This window comes from Micromonospora sp. 050-3 (assembly GCF_046549335.1).
GTDB classification, from domain to species: Bacteria; Actinomycetota; Actinomycetes; order Mycobacteriales; family Micromonosporaceae; genus Micromonospora; species Micromonospora trifolii.
In genome coordinates this window covers 1,678,194-1,692,103 of record NZ_JAJPVX010000001.1, presented here as the reverse complement: position 1 = coordinate 1,692,103, position 13,910 = coordinate 1,678,194, and the positions used below count along the sequence as shown (strand labels likewise).

The window sequence follows — 13,910 nt, the reverse complement described above, 5'->3', positions numbered from 1 at the left end:
GACTCGACCCACAGTGCCACCAGGAGGTTGACCATGCCGTCACCGACAACCCCGCGCAGACAGCACCGCACCCGGGTGCCGCTCGTCGCGGCGGCGCTGGGCGTGCTCCTCGCCGCGGGCGCCGCCCCGGCCCAGGCCGCCCCGACGGCAGTGGCCCAGGCCGCGCCGGCGCAGGCCACGGCGGACATCGCGCAGCGCCCCTTCATGGGGTGGACCAGTTGGACCATGCAGTCCTCGAAGTATCCGGGCCTGAACCCCGACGGCGACTACAGCTATCTCACCGAGGCCAACGTCCTGAAGCAGACCGACGCCCTCGCCACCAAGTTGAAGCCGTACGGCTACGAGTACGTCAACATCGACGCCGGCTGGTGGCGTGACAACGCCTGGGTGCCGCGCTTCGACCAGTACGCCCGGCAGGCCCCCGACCCGGTGCGGTTCCCGCGCGGCATGCAGGCCGTCGCCGAGCACATCCACGGCAAGGGGTTGAAGGCCGGCATCTACCTGCCCGTCGGGCTGGAGAAGGAGGCGTACGCCAACGGCGAGGCGCCGATCTGGAACGCCCCCGACTGCACCACCGCCGACATCGTCTACCCGGATCTGCGCACCACCAACGGCTGGGACAGCGCGTACAAGCTGAACTTCGACAACCCCTGCGCGCAGAAGTACATCGACTCGCAGGCGCAGCTCTTCGCCGACTGGGGTTACGACTTCCTGAAGCTCGACGGGGTCGGGCCGGGCTCGTTCAAGTCCGGCGACAACTACGACAACGTGGCCGACGTGGCCGCCTGGCAGCGGGCCATCGCCACCGCCGGTCGCCCGATCCACCTCGAACTGTCCTGGTCGCTCGACATCAACCACGCCGCCGACTGGAAGCGGTACTCCAACGGGTGGCGCATCGACACCGACGTCGAGTGCTACTGCAACACACTGGTCAGCTGGGAGAACTCAGTCGACGACCGGTTCGACGACGCGCCGGCCTGGAGCCGCAAGGCCGGCCCCGGCGGTTGGAACGACCTCGACTCGCTCAACGTGGGCAACGGCGAGATGGACGGCCTCACCAGGGCCGAGCGTCAGTCGTACGCGACACTGTGGGCGATCTCGAAGTCGCCGCTCTACACCGGGGACGACATCACCCGCCTCGACGACTACGGGTTGTCGTTGCTGACCAACCGCGAGGTCATCGCCATCGACCAGAACGGCGGCGCGCCGGCCCGGCCGGTCACCCCCGCCGGTGACCAGCAGGTCTGGGGTGCGAAGAACCCGGACGGCAGCTACACCGTCGCGCTGTTCAACCTCGGCGACGCGCCCGCGTCGGTCACCGCGCACTGGGCGTCGTTCGGGTTCACCGGCAACGCCTCGGTCCGGGACGTCTGGAACCGCCGCGACCTCGCAACGCAGAAGAACGCCATCACCGCGGCGCTGCCCGCGCACGGCTCGCGGCTGTTCACAGTACGGCCGGGCACCGCTCTGACCTCGACCAGCTACGAGGCCGAGGCTTCGGTCAACACCCTGACCGGCAACGCCTCCGTCGGCGGGTGCGACGCCTGCTCCGGCGGTCAGAAGGTCGGCAACCTCTATGTCGGCGGCAAGGTCCGGTTCAACGACGTCACAGTGCGCAAGGAGGGCATCTACACGGTCGCCGTCTCCTACGTCAGCGGTGACGCGCGCTCGGTGCACGTCTCCTCCAACGGCGGCAACGGCAGCTACCTGAAGTTCCCCTCCACCGGTGACTGGGGCACCGTCGAGACGGTCAGCGTCCAACTAGCGCTGACGGCGGGCGCCAACACCATCACCGTCGACAGCGGCACCTGGTACTCCCCCGACATCGACCGGATCGCCGTACCGCAGACCCTCTGACGTGCCCGGCGCGGCCCGGCGGAAACCGCCGGGCCCGCGCCGCCGCGCGCATCCGTCGAACCCTCAGGTTGGAGAACGCGACATGGAGATCCGCAGCACGCGCGACAACAACCCCAGCCGTCGCGGCTTCCTCGGGCTGGCCGCCGCCGCCGGCGCGGCCACCGCCCTCGGTGGCCTACCCGCCTTCGCCGCCACGCCCACACCCCGACGTCCCACCACGTCGCCGATGCTCGCCCCGAACGTCGCCGCGAAGAACCAGCTCTGGTGGCAGGCACCCGGCTCCGCCACCTCGATGATCGAGCAGGGCCTGCCGGTGGGCAACGGCCGACTCGGGGCGCTCGCCAGCAACGACCCGTCCCGGGAGTTCCTGACGATCACCGATGCGACGCTCTGGACCGGTGGCCGCAACGACACTCTCGACGGCGACGGCCAGTTCCCCTACGGGCGCGAGGACTTCGGCTCGCTGACCATGCTGGCCACGCTGACCGTCGACATCCCCGGGCACGACCTCGACACCGTCGACAGCTACCGCCGCACCCTCGACCTGGCGCAGGGCCTGGTCAGCGCCGCATACGACATCGGTGGGGTCGGCTACCGACGGGAGATCTTCGCCAGCCGCCCGGACGACGTCATCGTGCTGCACTTCACCTCGCAGGGCGGCGGCACGTACACCGGCACCGTCTCCCTGGCCGGCACCCACGGCGAGTCCACCACCGCCGACCCCACCAGCCGGTACGCGTCGTTCGGCGCCTCCTTCGCCAACGGGCTGCGCTACGGTGCCGCCGTCACCGCGCACAGCGGCACCGGAACGATCGCGGTGACCGGCACGTCGATCTCCTTCACCGACTGCCGGGACCTCACAGTCATCGTCAGCGGCGGCACGAACTACGCGCCGAAAGCGGCCACCGGGTTCCGCGACGAATCGGTACAGCCGCAACGGCTGGCCCGGGACAAAGTCCTGGCCGCTGCGCGCGCGTCGGTCCGCGAGCTGCTGCACACCCACGTCGCCGACGTCCGCCCGGCGTTCGAGCGGTTCGCCATCGACCTCGGCCCCTCGTCCACCGGCCAACGTGAACTGGACACCTGGGAGCGGGTGCAGGCGCGCTGGCGCGACAACGTCCCCGACCCGGAGCTGGAGGCCGCGTACCTCCAGTTCGGCAGGTACCTGCTGATCTCCGGGTCGCGGGGCAGCCTGCCGATCGGCTTGCAGGGCCCATGGCTAGACGGCAACGACCCGGACTGGATGGGCGACTACCACAGCGACGTCAACATCCAGATGACCTACTGGCCGGCCGACCGGGCCGGCCTCACCGACACCTTCGACGCGTACGCGGACTACTGCGTGGCACAGTTGCCGGTCTGGACCGAGGTCACCCAGCGGCTCTTCAACACCTCGACCAACCGGTTCCGCAACACCAGCGGCCGGGTCGCCGGGTGGGCCGTCGCCTTCTCCACCAACCCGTACGGCGGGAGCGGCTGGTGGTGGCACCCCAGCGGTAACGCGTGGCTCTGCCAGAACCTGTTCGAGCACTACGAGTACACCCAGGACCGCGGCTACCTGGCGAAGATCTACCCGGTCATCAAGGGTGCCGTGGAGTTCTGGGAAACCCGACTGGTCACCGCAACCGTCACCGACGCGTCCGGCGCGTCGCGCGAGGTGCTGGTCGCCGACCGGGACTGGTCGGCCGAGCACGGGCCGCAGGACACCCGGGGCAACACCTACTCCCAGGAGCTGGTGTGGAACCTCTTCGAGAACTACCACACCGCCGCCCTGGTGCTCGGCCGCGACGCCGACCACGCCCGGAGCGTCGACGCGCTCCGCAAGCGCCTCTACCTGCCCGAGGTCAGCCCCACCTCCGGCTGGTTGCAGGAGTGGATGTCACCGGACAACCTCGGTGAGACCACGCACCGGCACCTCTCCCCCCTGATCGGTCTCTTCCCCGGCGACCGGATCCGCCCGGACGGCTCCACCCCCGCCGCGATCGTCGCCGGTGCCACCGCCCTGCTCACCGCGCGCGGCATGAACAGCTTCGGCTGGGCCAACGCCTGGCGCAGCCTGTGCTGGGCACGGTTGAAAGACGCGGAGAAGGCGTACCAACTCGTCGTCAACAACCTGCGGCCGTCGACGAACGGCAGCAACGGCAGTGCCATGAACCTGTTCGACATCTACGAGACGAACCCCGGCCGGGGCATCTTCCAGATCGACGCGAACCTCGGCACCCCCGCCGCGATCGTCGAGATGCTGCTCTACTCCCGGCCCGGTCACGTCGAGTTGCTGCCGGCGCTGCCCGCCGCCTGGGCGTCCGCCGGTTCGGTGGCCGGCGTCGGCGTACGCGGTGGTTTCACCGCCGACCTCAGCTGGCGCGACGGGCGGGTCACCCAGGCGCGGTTGACGAGCGTCGGTGGCCGCAGCACGACCGTGCTGGCCAACGGCAGGACCCGCCAGGTCACAGTGCGCCTCGGCGAGTCGGTCACCCTGAGGAACCTCTGATGCGGGCCGGGTTCGCCCGGCGCGGGGCGGCCGTCGCCGCCGCCGCGCTGGTTTGCGTACCCCTGCTCGGGTCGGCGGCGCAGGCGCGGACGCGGCACGACCCGGCGGCCGGTGCCGGCCGGCACTTGGCTGTCACCTGGGCCGCCAGTGCCGACCGGCAGGGCGCCGGGCCCGCCGAGCGCGGCTACCGGCTGGTGGTGCGCACCAGCGTCGGCGGGGACGCCCTGCGGATCCGCCTCACCAACGCCTTCGGCGAGCACCCGGTGACCTTCAGCAGCGCGTACGCCGGTTTGCAGCGGCAGGGCGCCGAGCTGGTCGGGGGCAGCAACCGGCGGCTGACGTTCCGCGGGCAGCCGTCGGCCACCGTCGCGGCCGGCGAGACGATCCTCAGCGACCCGCTGCCGGGCAGGCTGGCCGCCCAGAGCAATCTCGTGGTGAGCCTCTACGTCACCGGCGCGCAGGGCCCGACGAGCGGGCACGGCATGGCCATGCAGACGTCGTACGCGACCGCCGGTGACCACGCCGCCGAGGAGGCGGCGACCAACTGGACCGACTCGATGACCTCCTGGTACTGGTTGGACGCGGTCAGCGTGCGGACGTCCACGGCGACCGGGTCGGTGGTGGCCCTCGGCGACTCCATCACCGACGGGTGGGCCTCCAGCACGGATGCGAACCGGCGCTGGCCCGACTACCTCTCCCGACGGCTCCAGGCCGCGCCGGACAGCCCGGTCAAGGGCGTGGCCAACGCCGGCATCTCCGGCAACAAGGTGCTCGCCGACGGCGCAGGGGAGGCCGCGCTGCGCCGGTTCGACAGGGACGTGCTCTCCCAGCCCGGGGTCGACACGGTCTTCATGTACGAGGGCATCAACGACATCAAGGCCCACACCGGCGTGACAGTGGACGACCTGACCACTGGTTATCGGCAGCTGGCCGACCGGGCGCACGCGGCCGGCACGTGCGTCGTCGGCGCCACGGTCATGGCGTACAAGGGCTGGCCGGAGTACGACGCGGCCGGTGAGGCAGTGCGCCAGGGCGTCAACGAGTGGATCCGGCACAGCGGTGTGTTCGACGCCGTTGTCGACTTCGACCGGATCACCCGCAGCCCGTACGACAGGCAGGCGCTGCTGCCGTTCTTCGACAGCGGGGATCACGTCCACCCGAACGACAAGGGAATGCAGGCGATGGCGGACGCCGTGGACCTGGCCGCGCTGCGCTGCGACAGGTGAGCGATCGACGGGGATGACACGCCCGCGTGGTACCGATAGCGTCCCTGTGTGGACGATCAACGTCCAGGCCGATGTCACCGGAGGAGACGCCGATGTTCGAGGAGTTCATGGGCATCCCGGCCCATCCTCTGCTGCTGCACGCCGCTGTCGTGTTCGTGCCGTTGCTGGCCCTGTTGACTGTCGGTTACGCGTTCGTCCCGCCGGTCCGGCCGCACACCCGGTGGGTGCTGGGGCTGCTCGCCGTGGGTGCGCCGGTCGCCGCCCTGCTGACGAAGCTCTCCGGCGATGCCTTCCTCGAGCGGCTGCGCGCCGCCAACCGGGTCACCCCCGAGTTCCTGCCGAAGCTGGAGGCACACCAGGAGTTCGGTGACATCACGCTCTACGCCAGCATCGGGTTGGGGGTGGTGGCCCTGGCGCTGGTCCGGCTCGTCCCGCCGAGGGCCGCCGACGCCAGCGCGGACGGACGGCCCGGTCGGCCGCTGACGCTGGCGTTGCAGGTGTTGTCGCTGGTGGCCGCCGCCGTCACCGTGTATTACGTGTTCCGCACCGGCGACTCCGGGGCGAAGGCGGTCTGGGAGGGCCAGTGACGTCGGCGGCTCATTCGCGGCTGGCCCGGTCGATGCCCCTGTGCACCTCGACGGTGCGCTCGATCAGCTGCCGCAGCACGCTCTCGTCGACGTCGTCGAGCCGCCTCAGGTAGATGCATCCCTTTCCGGCGCGGTGCGGGCCGAGCCGGTCGAGGAGCGCGGCGTCCCGCTCCTCGAGACCGCCGCCGGTGAGGTAGAGGACGAGGTTCTGTTTGCGCGGCGAGAAACCCACCAAGGGTGCGTCGCCGCTACGCCCGCTCTCGTAGGTGTAGTGGTAGCTGCCGAAGCCGACGATGCTCGGGCCCCACATCACCGCCGGCTCCCCGGTCACCTCACCCATGATCGCGCGGAGCCGCCCCGCGTCGGCCCGCCTGCGTTCGTCGGGATTGCCGGCCAGGAAGTCGTCGACGCTGATCACTGTCGGAACGGCTGCTGGCTGCTTCGCTGTGGCCATGACGTGATGCTGTCACCTGCCTACGACGAGATCGCCCCAGCGGTCAGGCGACCTCGTCGCGTGTTCGCCAGGACAGCGCTACGAGCCACCCCGAGATGAGCACCGCTCCGACGGCGAAGCGGATGCTCGCACTCCCCTCGCTCCACGGCAGGGCGGTGAGCACGAACGCGACGGCACCGCTGGTGGCGCTGTAGAGCGCCCAGCTCCGGTCCCCCTGGCCGGCGAACCGTCGAGCGAGCAGCAGGCCGGCCGCGATCAGCGACAGGAACGCCGCCGCGCCGCACACCGTGTGCAGGACGCTGCCCGTGCTGGCCTGCTCGGGCAGCCCTGCCGGGGCGCCGGGTGGCCAGCCGAGCGCGGGATCGGGCACGAAGATGCCGCCGCCGACCATCGCCACCCCGTACACGCCGACCAGCACCGGCACCGCGGTGCCGGCCCGACCCGGTCGCAGCGCCTGCCACAGGCCCACCGCGAAGGCGACGGCCAGCACGCCGGTGCCCACGAACGCGATGACCTGCAACCAGCCGAGGTCGCCGAGGGTGAGTGAGCTGATCGCGTGCCGGCGCAGGTCGAATCCGGATCGGGTGAACGCCTGCCCGAACGACAGGACGGGGAAGAGCAGGCCGGCGACCGTGCCGCAGCCCAGCAGGAAACGGGTTCGGCGCAGCGATGTCTCGGCGACGATCGTCATGGGCGTGCCTCTCGTTGTCGTCGTGACGGTTTACCGTCACGACGAACGAGGTGGGGCCGGATCGACACCGCGACACCAAAGACTGTGGTGCGACCCGGCCGGGGCCGAGCCGCACCACAGTGTCGACTGTCAGCCGGCGTGGTACGCCCGGATGATGGTCTGGTCGATTCCGCTACCGCCGCTGGCGGCGGCCTTCACCCGTAGCGACACGGCCTGCCCGGAGGTGGCCTTCGGCAGCGCGACCCGGTAACTGTCGCCGCTGCCGGTGACCCGGGCCGACTTCCAGGTGGCGCCGTCGTCCGTCGAGGTCCAGACCTGGAACGACGTCACCTTCTGCGTCTTCACACCGTGCGCCTGCCGGACGGCCAGCTCGGCCGTTCCGTCGACCGGGTGGTTGTTGTCGTCCATCGGCAGGGCGTAGTCGACAGCGAGCAGCGGCAACGGCACGCTCCCGGTCCCGTCGGGGCCGGCGGACCGGAACGTCCACGAGGTGTTGACAGTCGTCGAGATCGGCAGGATCAGGCTCGTGTCGACGTCGAGGGTCACCCGGTAGTCGGCCATCGACTGCGCGACGGTGAAGTCGCCGTACGGGCCGGACCGCTCGTCGACCAGCTTGCCGTTGCGGTACAGCGACAGCTTGCGCTTCACGCCGATCGCCTCGCCCTGGAGGCAGTCGGCCCGCTGGTGCTTGTCGGTCAGCGACACCAGGTCGAGGTGCAGGTTGCCCCGGGTCCGCGACGGCGCGGTGGCGCAGCTCCACTCGGCACCGGCCGGGTCGTCGTACCAGTCGGAGTGCAGGGGCTGACGGGCCCAGATCTTGGTCTGCCGGCTGCCCGGCTGGTAGCTGCGGGGTGCCTCGTCGGCGGCCAGCCCGCCGTAGCCGCCCTGGTCGGCCCAGAGAATGTCGGGCGAGAGGTAGTCGGTCCGGTACGGGGGCAGATTCCCCTCGTGGGTCTGGGTGACCCCTACCCCGTCGCGGGTCATGCCGGTACGGATCAGCTGGGTGAACATCTCCGGCGAGTCCGTCTGGTGGAACCGCTCGTCGATCCGGGCCAGCTTCGCCTGATCGGTCTTGTTGACCCGGAAGGCGGGGTCGACCGGTACGCCGCCCGCGTACTCGTGCACCAGGTTGTAGCGGTACGGCTTGGCGGTGCCGGCCGGCGAGTCCAGGTTGACGGCCGCCCAGGTGCGCCGGGAGCCGACGGCGGGCTTGGGCAGCGCTGTGGTGCGGACCGTCGTCCTGGTCCCGTATCCGCTGATCTGGTGCCACCAGGACAGGCCGTTCGCCGCGGTCTGGACGTTGGTGAAGTCGGTCCGGGTGGGCGTGGTGGGCACCCCGTCGACCGTCGCCGTCACCGGCTTGGCCCGCGACGGGTCGAGCGTCACGCTCCGGGCACCGCGCACGTCCAGGTCGGCCTCGGCGGCGAGCGTCGTCTCCAACACGTCACTGTCGACGTAGTAGGCGACGGACGAACCGAGGATCGCGTACCGGCCGGCCGGTACCCGAAGCGTGAAGGTGTCTCCGGGCGTACCGCCCGCGCCGCCGTAGTAGATCAGCGGGTCGGTGAGGTTGCTGACCATCAGGTTGATCCAGCTCTCCGCGCCGTCCTTCAGGCCCGGCAGCGGCTTCGTCTGGATCGTCAGGTCGTAGCTGGGCTGCTCGACGTAGAAGCTCACCGGGGTCGTCGCGACCAGCTTGCGGCCGGAACGGGCGGTGACGGTGGCCAGGTAGAAGCCCGGTCGGGCGGCAAGCGCCGCACGGTTGACCCGCAGGTTCGCGGCAGCGGTGGTGCCGTGCTTGAGCGTCAGCCGGCTCGTCGAGAGCGACGCCGCGCCGCGCGGCACCGGCTGGCCGTCGTGGTTGACGATCGACACGTCGAGGTCGAGAACGGCCGTCGACTCACCGGTCCAGCTCAGCTTCGTCTCGCTGGTCCCGGACTGCGGATAGGCGAAGGTGCCGAGGTTGACCACCGGCTGGTCGCTGGTGGGGCCGCCGAGGGCCCGGGCCGCGTTGAGCCGACCGGCGCCGACGGCGTACGGGTCGATGCCGCTGAGCGGGTCGGCGGCGCCGACGAGGGCGGCCTTGAGTCGCTCACCGGTCCAGTCCGGGTGACGCTGGGCGAGCAGCGCGGCGGCGCCCGCCACGTGCGGGCTCGCCATCGAGGTGCCGCTGATCGCCTCGTAGTACCTGTCGATCGGGTCCTGGAGGTTGGTGCCGGCGGCCCGGGCGGCGACGATGTCGACACCGGGCGCGACCAGTTCCGGCTTGGCCACGTTGCTGGTGACCAGCGGCCCGCGGCTGGAGAAGTCGGCGAGCTTGTCGTTGCGGTCGACAGCGCCGACGGTCAGCGCGGTGGCGGCCGAGCCCGGCGAGGAGATGGCGGCGCCACTGTTGCCGGCGGCGATGACGAAGAGCGCGCCGGTGGACTTGCTCAACGTGTCGACGGCGAGCGACAGCGGGTCGCTGCCGTCGTCCGGGTCGCTGCCGCCGAGGCTCATGTTGATGACGTCGGCCCGGGTGGCGGCCCACTCCATCGCGGCGATGATGCCGGAGTCGTCGCCGAAGCCGTGGTCGTCGAGCACCTTGCCGATCACCAGCTTGGCGTCCGGCGCCACGCCGCGACGCTGACCGTGGGCGGCAGCGCCGGTGCCGGCGATGGTCGACGCGACGTGCGTACCGTGGCCGTTGTGGTCGACGGCGTCACCGCCCTCGACGGTGAAGTCGGCCCGCTCGGCGACCCGGCCGACCAGGTCCGGGTGGGTGAAGTCGGCGCCGGTGTCGAGCACCGCGACCCGGACGCCCTTGCCGGTCCAGCCGGCCTTCCAGGCGTCCGGCGCGGCGATCTGGCCCAGGTTGCGGTCCAGGCCGGCGGGTCGCCCACCGCCGGTCAGGGCGGTGGCCCGGACCTTGCGGTCGAGCCAGACCTTCTTCGCGCCGGCGAGCAGCGAGTTGGTCGCGAGCTTCGCCGTGGCCGGGCTCTTCTTGGGTACGCGGCCGGCAACCGCCCCGATGCTGGGCAGCGACTGCACGTCACCGAGCGCGGCCACCCGTGCGGACGCGGTGGCGGGCTGCACGATGAGCGGCAGCTCGGCGGAGTTGTCGTCGTCGTAGCCGTCGGCGATCAGCGTGGTGACGTCGAACAGGTCGGGGTCGAGCACCGAGCCGAGCTGGGACGCGACGCGGGCGGGGATGACGTGCAGGTGACCGTCCGGGCCGCAGCTCTGGTGGATCACCGCGTTCTCGTCCGCCGGCCGCACCGTGGCCTGTGGGCAGCCCGATCCGGTGTCCCGCACGGTCACCACGTCACCGGTCAGCAGGGTGACGGTGTGCGTCTTTCCCTCGGCCGAGGCTGCGGGTGCGCCGGTCTGGCCGATGTCGATGGGTCCGGCCGTGGCGGCGCCGCCCGGTAGGGCGGTCAGCGTCGTGGCCGTGACGGCGACGGCCAACAGCCATCGCGTTTTCCTGAGCATGGTGCTCCTCGTCTAATGTGGACGAAACCGCCTCTTCGGACGACTTCGGCAAGATCATATGCAGGGAAAGGATCATCCGGGCACCCCTCGACGAGGGGTTTTCCGGCCCACGTACTGAGGATTTCGGCGCTGTTTCGCGACCGGGCTCAGTTCGATGTCGTTTCGATTGCCGCCTACCGGGCCGGCAGCGACGGCGTCGACGACAGATGCGCCCCCAGCCGAAGGGATCGACGGGACGCCGGCCCGGACCTAGCATGACCACGAATGGATCTTCGAGATTGGCCCCTGCCGACCCCCGGCAACCAGCCCAACCGAAGGGAGACGCGCATGCGTCGACCCCGTCATCTGGCACTCCTGAGCATCGGCGTGTCCGGCGCTCTGGTCCTCAGCGCAGCCCCACCCGCGGCTGCCGCTCCGCCCACGCCCACCACGCCCACCGGCATCGTGGTCAGCGACGGCATGACCCAACCGGTGTTCTCGCTCGCCGACGCGATCGAGGAGCGGGTGTTCGTCCAGACCCCTGTGGACACCGACCGCGACGGTCGACCCGACCGGGTGGCGATCGACATCTCCCGCCCCCGGGAGACCGCCACGCAGGGCTTCAAGGTGCCGGTCATCTTCGAGCACAGCCCGTACCGCAAGGGCACCTGGGGTGACGTGCCGTACCCGAGCGTGCTGGTCGACGACCTGCCGCAGAACGGCCTGACGGACCGCGACGGGCGACGCGCGCTCGACTCCGGCGCACAACGCGCCCAGGCGAAGGCGAACCTGCCCGGCTCACTGGACGACTACTACGTGCCGCGCGGTTACGCGGTGGTGCTCGGTCAGAGCGTCGGCACCGGCGACTCGGACGGCTGCCCGACCAGCGGGGACCAGGCCGAGACGCTCGGCACCAAGGCGGTCATCGACTGGCTCAACGGCCGGGCCATGGGGTACGACGCGAACGGCGCCCCGGTCACCGCCGGGTGGACCACCGGCGCGGTCGGCATGACCGGTGTCTCCTACAACGGGACGCTGCCCAACCAGGTGGCCACCACGGGCGTCAAGGGGCTCAAGACCATCGTGCCGGTCTCCGCGATCAGCAGCTGGTACGACTACTACCGGGCCAACGGCCTGGTGGTCGCTCCCGGGACGTTCCAGGGCGAGGACCTCGACATCCTGGCCCAGTACACCGCAGGGCAGGCCCGCGCCGAAGGGCAGTGCGCCGACGAACTCGCGGGCATCACCGCGAAGCAGGACCGGGTCACCGGCGACTACTCGAAATTCTGGCGCGACCGCGACTACCTCGATGCCCGCGACGTCAAGGCCAGCGTCTTCGTCGTGCACGGCCTCAACGACTGGAACGTCAAGACCGAACACTTCGCCGGCTGGTGGGACCAGCTCGCCAAGCGCGACGTCCCCCGCAAGATCTGGCTGCACCAGGGCGGCCACGGTGGTCCCGGCAGCAGCGCGTCGGTGACCCTGCCCAGCGGCCAGACGTGGACGTACAAGCAGACCGAGAACCGCTGGTTCGACTTCTGGCTGTGGAACGTGCGCAACGGCATCATGGACGAGCCGACGGCGGTGCTCCAGCGCGAGGACCGCGCCTACACCACGTACGCCAACTGGCCCGACCCGGCGGCGCGGGAGGTCGGCCTGCGCTTCGCGGCCACCGACACCACCGCACCCGGCGCGCTCACCACCGGAAAGCCGCCGAAGGCCAAGGTCGAGCAGAGCTTCGTCGACGAGGGCAGGACCATTCACCCGGACACCCTGGTGTCCAACCCGGACACCGCAAGCGCCAACCGACTCGCCTACCGCTCCCCCGAGCTGACGCAGAGCGTGCGCATCTCCGGGCGTCCGGAGATGCGACTGCGGATGGCCATCGACAACAAGCCGGACGCGAACCTCACCGCGTACCTGGTCGACTACGGCCCGGCCGGATCGACCGCCGCCCCGACCGTGGTGACGCGAGGGTGGATGGACCCGCAGAACCGCAAGAGCGCCGCGCGCACCGAGCCGGTCAAGCAGGGCAAGCTGTACGACTACCGGTGGACCATGGAGCCGAAGGACTACGTCTTCCCGGCAGGGCACCGCATCGGCGTGGTCGTCTTCTCCAGCGACCAGGAGTACACCCTGCTGCCGTTGGGTGGCACCGAGCTGCGGGTCGCACCGAACGACAGCGAACTGCGACTGCCGGTGGTCGGCGGGCGGAGCGTCCTCGGGTTCTGATCTCGTTCCCGCACTCCCGGGTGGGGCAGTCCGACGCGTTCGGGCTGCCCCACCCGCACGTCGGGGACCGTTCCGCCGTTCGGGCTGCCGGCTGCCACGCAGCGGCGTGATCCACTCGGCTTCCTTGATGTCGGGGTGTTCCCGGCGCCGGGACACCGCAATGTCACCAAACCCGAGTCGATCAGGCCATCCGTCCGCCGTGCCGGGTCAACACGGCACACTGACCCCGCGTCGGTTCGACTCGCCGCCCTGCCCAAGTCCGCATGATCGTGCTCGATCCTGGATGTAGTGGCCTCGTGGCACGAGGAAGGGCCTGTTTCCTGGATTGAGCACGATCTTGCGCCGGGTACGCACGGCGCATTGACCCGGGCCAGGCCGGACCACACGCCGCGCTGACCCGGATCAGGCCGGACCACACGACACGCCGCCCCCGATCAGGCCGGACCACACGACACGCCGCCCCCGATCAGGCCGGGCCATACGACGCACTGGCCCCGGGGCGGCCCGGTTCGGGGCGCGCGAAACGGGGCACACGGGCATGATCGACTCGGCTTTCATGAAGGCGGGGCATCCCCGGCACCCAGACCCCACGACTTCCAGGAACCCGAGTCGATCACCCGCCTCGTCCGCCGTGTCCGGATCACTGGACCCAGCACGGTGGGTGATTTGTCAGGTTTAGTACCGGCTGTCGGGTGGTCGGGGCCACCCCGGCGACGGAATCGGCGACCGGGCCGGGTCGTTATACCTGGCAGACCACCGCAACAGCCCGGGTGATGGTGCGCCGGCCCCGCCGGGAACGCCGCCAGATCCTCCGGCCGGAGACAGCCGCCGGGAACACCCGGCAGAACCGCCCCGGTTGCATCCCCCGAACGGCCGAGCAGCACGATGGCCGGGCACGGCAGCCGCCGGGAACACCCGTCAG

At 70.8% G+C, this 13,910-nt stretch carries 8 protein-coding genes; 5 read left to right on the top strand and 3 right to left on the bottom strand.

What is annotated here, in order from left to right; translation table 11 throughout:
- Positions 1–33: 33 nt before the first annotated feature.
- The 4 genes from ACLJOK_RS07645 (at position 34) to ACLJOK_RS07630 (ending at position 6,161) form a co-directional block, all read left to right on the top strand.
- Entirely contained in the window at positions 34–1,857 is a 1,824-nt protein-coding gene (locus tag ACLJOK_RS07645) for an alpha-galactosidase D (protein ID WP_410817158.1), read from the top strand.
- 82 nt (positions 1,858–1,939) lie between these two features.
- Positions 1,940–4,348, top strand: a complete 2,409-nt coding sequence (locus tag ACLJOK_RS07640) for a glycosyl hydrolase family 95 catalytic domain-containing protein (protein WP_410817156.1) — start codon at positions 1,940–1,942, stop codon at positions 4,346–4,348.
- The gene (locus ACLJOK_RS07635; protein ID WP_410817155.1) at positions 4,348–5,574 is read left to right on the top strand and encodes an SGNH/GDSL hydrolase family protein; all 1,227 of its coding nucleotides are present in this window, start codon (positions 4,348–4,350) and stop codon (positions 5,572–5,574) included. The genes ACLJOK_RS07640 and ACLJOK_RS07635 overlap by 1 nt, the downstream gene beginning before the upstream one ends.
- Before the next feature lie 92 nt (positions 5,575–5,666).
- Positions 5,667–6,161 carry a DUF2231 domain-containing protein gene (locus tag ACLJOK_RS07630; RefSeq protein ID WP_410817153.1) on the top strand — a complete coding sequence of 165 codons (495 nt, stop codon included), beginning with the start codon at positions 5,667–5,669 and terminating at the stop codon, positions 6,159–6,161.
- Between the two features lie 10 nt (positions 6,162–6,171).
- Here the strand turns inward: ACLJOK_RS07630 and ACLJOK_RS07625 are convergent, their stop codons facing one another.
- The 3 genes from ACLJOK_RS07625 to ACLJOK_RS07615 form a co-directional block, all read right to left on the bottom strand.
- On the bottom strand, positions 6,172–6,615 hold the full coding sequence (locus ACLJOK_RS07625; protein WP_410817151.1) for a DUF1801 domain-containing protein: 444 nt from the start codon (positions 6,613–6,615) through the stop codon (positions 6,172–6,174).
- 43 nt (positions 6,616–6,658) lie between these two features.
- Positions 6,659–7,306, bottom strand: coding sequence for a DUF998 domain-containing protein (locus ACLJOK_RS07620; RefSeq protein ID WP_410817149.1), 648 nt, complete (start codon positions 7,304–7,306; stop codon positions 6,659–6,661).
- Between the two features lie 129 nt (positions 7,307–7,435).
- Positions 7,436–10,777 (bottom strand): S8 family peptidase, encoded by a 3,342-nt coding sequence (locus tag ACLJOK_RS07615; protein WP_410817148.1) that lies wholly within the window; start codon positions 10,775–10,777, stop codon positions 7,436–7,438.
- Between the two features lie 327 nt (positions 10,778–11,104).
- On the opposite strand from ACLJOK_RS07615, the gene ACLJOK_RS07610 reads away from it, so the two are divergent.
- Positions 11,105–12,988 carry a Xaa-Pro dipeptidyl-peptidase gene (locus tag ACLJOK_RS07610; RefSeq protein ID WP_410817147.1) on the top strand — a complete coding sequence of 628 codons (1,884 nt, stop codon included), beginning with the start codon at positions 11,105–11,107 and terminating at the stop codon, positions 12,986–12,988.
- The last annotated feature ends 922 nt before the right edge of the window (positions 12,989–13,910 follow it).